Origin of the sequence: Streptomyces sp. YS-3 (assembly GCF_045257485.1) — a bacterium.
Lineage (GTDB): Bacteria > Actinomycetota > Actinomycetes > Streptomycetales > Streptomycetaceae > Streptomyces.
The window spans coordinates 1-5369 of sequence record NZ_JBJHPC010000499.1 but is presented as its reverse complement, the minus strand read 5'-3'; the positions used below and the strand labels follow the sequence as shown (position 1 = coordinate 5369).

Sequence of the window (5369 nt, the reverse complement as noted above, 5' to 3'; positions counted from 1 at the left end):
TCCCGGCTCTCCCCGCCCGAGCTCGACCTGCTGGAGACCACCACGGAGATGTTCCGCCAGTGGGACGCCCAGTGCGGCGGCGGACTGCGCCGCAAGGCCGTCGTCGGCCAGCTCCACGAAGTCACCGACCTCCTCCAGGAGCCCCAGCCCGAGGCCACCGCCCGCCGGCTGTTCCGGGTCGCGGCCGAACTCGCCGAACTCGCCGGGTGGATGAGCTACGACGTGGGCCTCCAGCCCACCGCCCAGAAGTACTTCGTGCTCGCCCTGCACGCCGCCAAGGAGTGCGGCGACAAGCCCCTCGGGTCGTACATCCTGTCCTCGATGAGCCGCCAGATGATCCACCTCGGCCGCCCCGACGACGCCCTGGAACTCATCCACCTCGCCCAGTACGGCAGCCGCGACTGCGCCACCCCCCGCACCCAGGCGATGCTGTATGCGATGGAGGCGCGCGCGTACGCGAACATGGGCCAGCCCAGCAAGTGCAAGCGGGCCGTCAGGATGTCCGAGGACACCTTCGGCGACGCCGGGCTCGACGGCGAGCCGGAGCCCGACTGGATCCAGTTCTTCTCCGAGGCCGAGCTCAACGGCGAGAACGCCCACTCCTTCCGCGACCTCGCCTACGTCGCCGGCCGCAGCCCCACGTACGCGACGCTCGCCGAACCCGTCATGGAGCGCGCGGTCGAGCTCTTCGGCAAGGACGACGTCCACCAGCGGTCGTATGCGCTGAACCTCATCGGCATGGCCACCGTCCACCTCCTCAAGCGCGAGCCCGAGCAGTCCACCGTGCTGACCGCACAGGCGCTGAAGGTCGCCAAGACGGTCCGCTCCGAGCGGGTCAACACCCGGCTGCGCAAGACCGTCGACACGGCCGTGCGGGACTTCGGGGACGTGGCCGAGGTCATCCAGTTCACCGAGCTCCTCGGCCAGGAGCTGCCCGAGACGGCCGAGGCCGTCTGATCACCCGGGGCGCCGCCACGGCGGCATACAGAACGCCGGCCGCGACGCCCACCCCGGCACACTCCGACTCGGCTCCCCCCGCCAGGTCAACCGGGAGACGTCGCGGCCGGTCACCCCGGAGCGGCCACGGGCACCGCGACCGCCCCCCGGGGCGATGATCCGGCAGTTCATGTCCACGTAACACGCCCGACCTCTTCGTCACGGCGGCGAAACATCGAGCGGCATCGACGGAAACCGCGCTGCGCCAACCTCATGGCGCATAACGGCCCACCCTTTCGCAGCCACTCGTTCGCCCCCGCACGGGCCGCCGTACCGACGACGAGGAGACGCCGATGCCCCCAGGCATCACGCTCGCAGCCGACACGCCTCAGCTGTCCAGCGCCAACACCGGGTTCATGCTGATCTGCTCAGCCCTGGTGATGCTCATGACTCCCGGCCTCGCCTTCTTCTACGGAGGCATGGTCCGCGTCAAGAGCACACTCAACATGCTCATGATGAGCTTCATCAGCCTCGGGATCGTCACGATCCTGTGGGTGCTGTACGGCTTCAGCCTCAGCTTCGGCGAGTCCAACGGCTTCATCGGCTGGTCCAGGGACTACCTCGGGCTCAGCGGCATCGGCATCGTCCAGCTCTGGCCCGGCTACACCGTCCCCGTCTACGTCTTCGCGGTCTTCCAGCTGATGTTCGCGGTCATCACCCCCGCGCTGATCAGCGGCGCGCTCGCCGACCGCGTCAAGTTCAGCGCCTGGGCGCTGTTCATCACCCTCTGGGTCACGGTCGTCTACTTCCCGGTCGCGCACTGGGTGTGGGCCTCCGACGGCTGGCTCTTCAAGAAGGGCGTCATCGACTTCGCGGGCGGCACCGCCGTGCACATCAACGCCGGAGCCGCCGCCCTCGGCGTCATCCTCGTCATCGGCAAGCGCGTCGGCTTCAAGAAGGACCCGATGCGACCGCACAGCCTGCCGCTGGTCATGCTCGGAGCGGGCCTGCTGTGGTTCGGCTGGTTCGGCTTCAACGCCGGCTCCTGGCTCGGCAACGACGACGGCGTGGGCGCCGTGATGTTCGTCAACACCCAGGTCGCCACCGCCGCCGCCATGCTCGCCTGGCTCGGCTACGAGAAGCTGCGCCACGGCTCCTTCACCACGCTCGGCGCCGCCTCCGGCGCGGTGGCGGGTCTCGTCGCCATCACCCCCTCCGGCGGCTGCGTCAGCCCGCTGGGCGCCATCGCGGTCGGCGCCATCGCGGGTGTGCTGTGCGCCATGGCCGTCGGCCTCAAGTACCGCTTCGGGTTCGACGACTCCCTCGACGTCGTCGGTGTCCACATGGTCGGCGGCATCGCCGGCTCCCTCCTCGTCGGCCTCTTCGCCACCGGCGGCGTACAGTCCGACGCCAAGGGCCTCTTCTACGGCGGCGGCCTCGACCAGCTCGGCAAGCAGGCCATCGGCGTCGGCGCGGTCCTCGGCTACTCGCTCGTCGTCTCCGCGGCCCTCGCCTTCCTGCTCGACAGGACGATGGGGATGCGGGTCGCCGAGGACGACGAGGTCTCGGGCATCGACCAGGTCGAGCACGCCGAGACGGCGTACGACTTCAGCGGCGCCGGCGGCGGCACCGCCGTCCGCACGCACGCCCCGGCCGCGAGCGAGAAGGCAGCGCAGAACAAGAAGGTGGACGCATGAAGCTGATCACCGCGGTCGTCAAGCCGCACCGCCTGGACGAGATCAAGGAAGCCCTCCAGGCCTTCGGGGTCCACGGCCTCACGGTCACCGAGGCCAGCGGATACGGACGCCAGCGCGGCCACACCGAGGTCTACCGCGGCGCCGAGTACACCGTCGACCTCGTCCCCAAGATCCGCATCGAGGTGCTGGTCGAGGACGACGACGCCGAGGAGCTGATCGACGTCGTGGTCAAGGCCGCCAGGACCGGGAAGATCGGCGACGGCAAGGTGTGGAGTGTGCCGGTCGAGACGGCGGTGAGGGTCCGCACCGGCGAACGCGGCCCCGACGCCCTCTGAGTTGGCCCCCCGATCGGGTACGGACAGGAGCTGCCGGGTGACGAGCGTGGAAGCCAGCACAGAGACAGAGGACTCCGGATCCGGCGGCTACGCGGCGGCCCGGCTGCGCCTCCTCCAACAGGAGGCGCGGTCCGGGCCGCCGCGCCGTGCCGCCCTGGCCCGGCTCACCGACGCGTGGCTGGAGCGGCTCTTCACCGCCGCCGCCCGCACCGCCGGGGTGCGCGGCGCCGCCCTGCTGGCCGTCGGCGGCTACGGACGCGGCGAGCTGTCGCCCCGCAGCGACCTCGACCTGGTGCTCGTCCACGACGGCAGCGCGAGCGCGAGCGCCGTCTCCGCGCTCGCCGACGGCCTCTGGTACCCGGTGTGGGACCTGGGCCTGGCCCTCGACCACTCCGTCCGCACCCCCGCCGAGGCACGCAGAGCCGCGGGCGCCGACCTCAAGGTGCACCTCGGCCTCCTGGACGCCCGCCATCTGGCCGGTGAGCAGAGCCTGACCGCCGCCCTGCGCACCACCGTCCTCGCCGACTGGCGCAACCTCGCCCCCAAACGGCTGCCCGAACTCGACGCGCTCTGCCGTGAACGGGCCGAGCGCCAGGGCGAGTTGCAGTTCCTGCTCGAACCCGACCTCAAGGAGGCGCGCGGCGGACTGCGGGACGCCACCGCCCTGCGCGCGGTCGCCGCGTCCTGGCTCGCGGACGCGCCCCGCGAGGGCCTGGACGAGGCCCGGCGGCGGCTCCTGGACGTCCGCGACGCGCTGCACCTGGTCACCGGCCGCGCCACCGACCGCCTCGCCCTCCAGGAGCAGGACGCCGTCGCCGACGCGCTGGGCGTGCTGGACGCGGACGTGCTGCTGCGGCAGGTGTACGAGGCCGCGCGGACCATCTCGTACGCCAGTGACGTCACCTGGCGCGAGGTCGGCCGGGTCCTGCGGGCCCGCTCGGCGCGGCCCCGGCTGCGGAGCCTGCTCGGCGGACGCACGGCCGCCCCCGAGCGGACCCCGCTGGCCGAGGGCGTCGTCGAGCAGGACGGCGAGGTGGTGCTCGCGCTCGCCGCGAAACCCGAACGCGACCCGGTGCTGCCGCTGCGGGCCGCCGCCGCAGCCGCCCGCTCCGGGCTGCCGCTGTCACTGCACGCGGTACGCCGGCTCGCCGCGGCGGTCCGGCCGCTGCCGGTGCCCTGGCCCGCCGAGGCCCGCGAGGAGCTGGTGACGCTGCTGGGCGCGGGGGAGTCCACCGTGCCCGTCTGGGAGGCGCTGGAGGCCGAGGGCCTGATCACCCGGCTGCTGCCCGACTGGGAGCGGGTGCGCTGCCGCCCGCAGCGCAACGCCGTGCACACCTGGACCGTCGACCGCCACCTGGTGGAGACGGCGGTACGGGCCTCCTCGCTCACCCGCCGCGTCCACCGGCCCGACCTGCTCCTGGTCGCGGCCCTCCTCCACGACATCGGCAAGGGCTGGCCCGGCGACCACAGCGTGGCGGGCGAGGTCATCGCGCGCGACGTGGCCGCCAGGATCGGCTTCGACAAGGACGACGTGGCCGTGATCGCCGCGCTCGTACGCCACCATCTGCTGCTCGTCGAGACGGCGACGCGGCGCGACCTCGACGACCCCGCGACGGTACGGGCGGTGGCCGAGGCGGTCGGGACGGCGTCCACGCTGGAACTCCTGCACGCCCTCACCGAGGCGGACGCCCTCGCCACGGGCCCCGCGGCCTGGTCCTCCTGGCGCGGCTCGCTGGTGGCGGACCTGGTGAAGCGGGCGGCGGCGGTGCTGGCGGGCGAGCCGGTCGACCCCGTACCGCCCGTCGCCACGGCCGAACAGGAACGCCTCGCGATGGAGGCGCACCGCACGCGCGGGCCGGTCCTGTCGCTGCGCGCCCACCCGGAGGAGCCGGCCGACGAGGCGGCCCGCGAGCCGCTCGGCGTGGAGCTGCTGATCGCCGTCCCGGACCGGCCCGGGGTGCTGCCGGCGGTGGCCGGGGTACTGGCGATGCACCGCCTGACCGTACGGACGGCGGAGCTGCGGGCGATCGAGCTGCCGGATCCGCTGGCCGAGGAGATCCTGCTGCTGGACTGGCGGGTGGCGGCGGAGTACGGCTCGCTCCCGCAGCCGGCCCGGCTCCGCGCCGACCTGGTCCGCGCGCTGGACGGCTCCCTGGACCTCCCCGCCCGCCTCGCCGAACGCGAGGCGGCCCGCCGCCGGGGCCCGGCCGCCCCTCCGCCGCGCGTCACGGTCGCCCCGGCGGCGTCCCGCCTGGCCACGGTGATCGAGGTCCGCGCCCAGGACGCGCCGGGCCTGCTGCACCGGATCGGCCGCGAACTGGACCGGGCGGGGGTACGGGTGCGGAGCGCGCATGTGTCGACGCTGGGGGCGAACGCGGTGGACGCGTTCTATGTGACGGAC

At 73.3% G+C, this 5369-nt stretch carries 4 protein-coding genes; all 4 read left to right on the top strand.

Features of this window, described 5'->3' with window-relative positions; genetic code table 11:
* On the top strand, positions 1-957 hold a 957-nt coding region (locus ACJA3G_RS29165), incomplete at its 5' end, for a hypothetical protein (protein ID WP_406556031.1).
* Positions 958-1289: 332 nt separating this feature from the next.
* Positions 1290-2633, top strand: a complete 1344-nt coding sequence (locus ACJA3G_RS29160; protein ID WP_406556030.1) for an ammonium transporter — start codon at positions 1290-1292, stop codon at positions 2631-2633.
* Positions 2630-2968, top strand: coding sequence for a P-II family nitrogen regulator (locus ACJA3G_RS29155; RefSeq protein ID WP_046499635.1), 339 nt, complete (start codon positions 2630-2632; stop codon positions 2966-2968). Before ACJA3G_RS29160 ends, ACJA3G_RS29155 begins: the two co-directional genes overlap by 4 nt.
* Positions 2969-3005: 37 nt before the next feature.
* Positions 3006-5369: [protein-PII] uridylyltransferase (locus ACJA3G_RS29150; protein ID WP_406556029.1), on the top strand; the 2364-nt coding region annotated here is incomplete at its 3' end.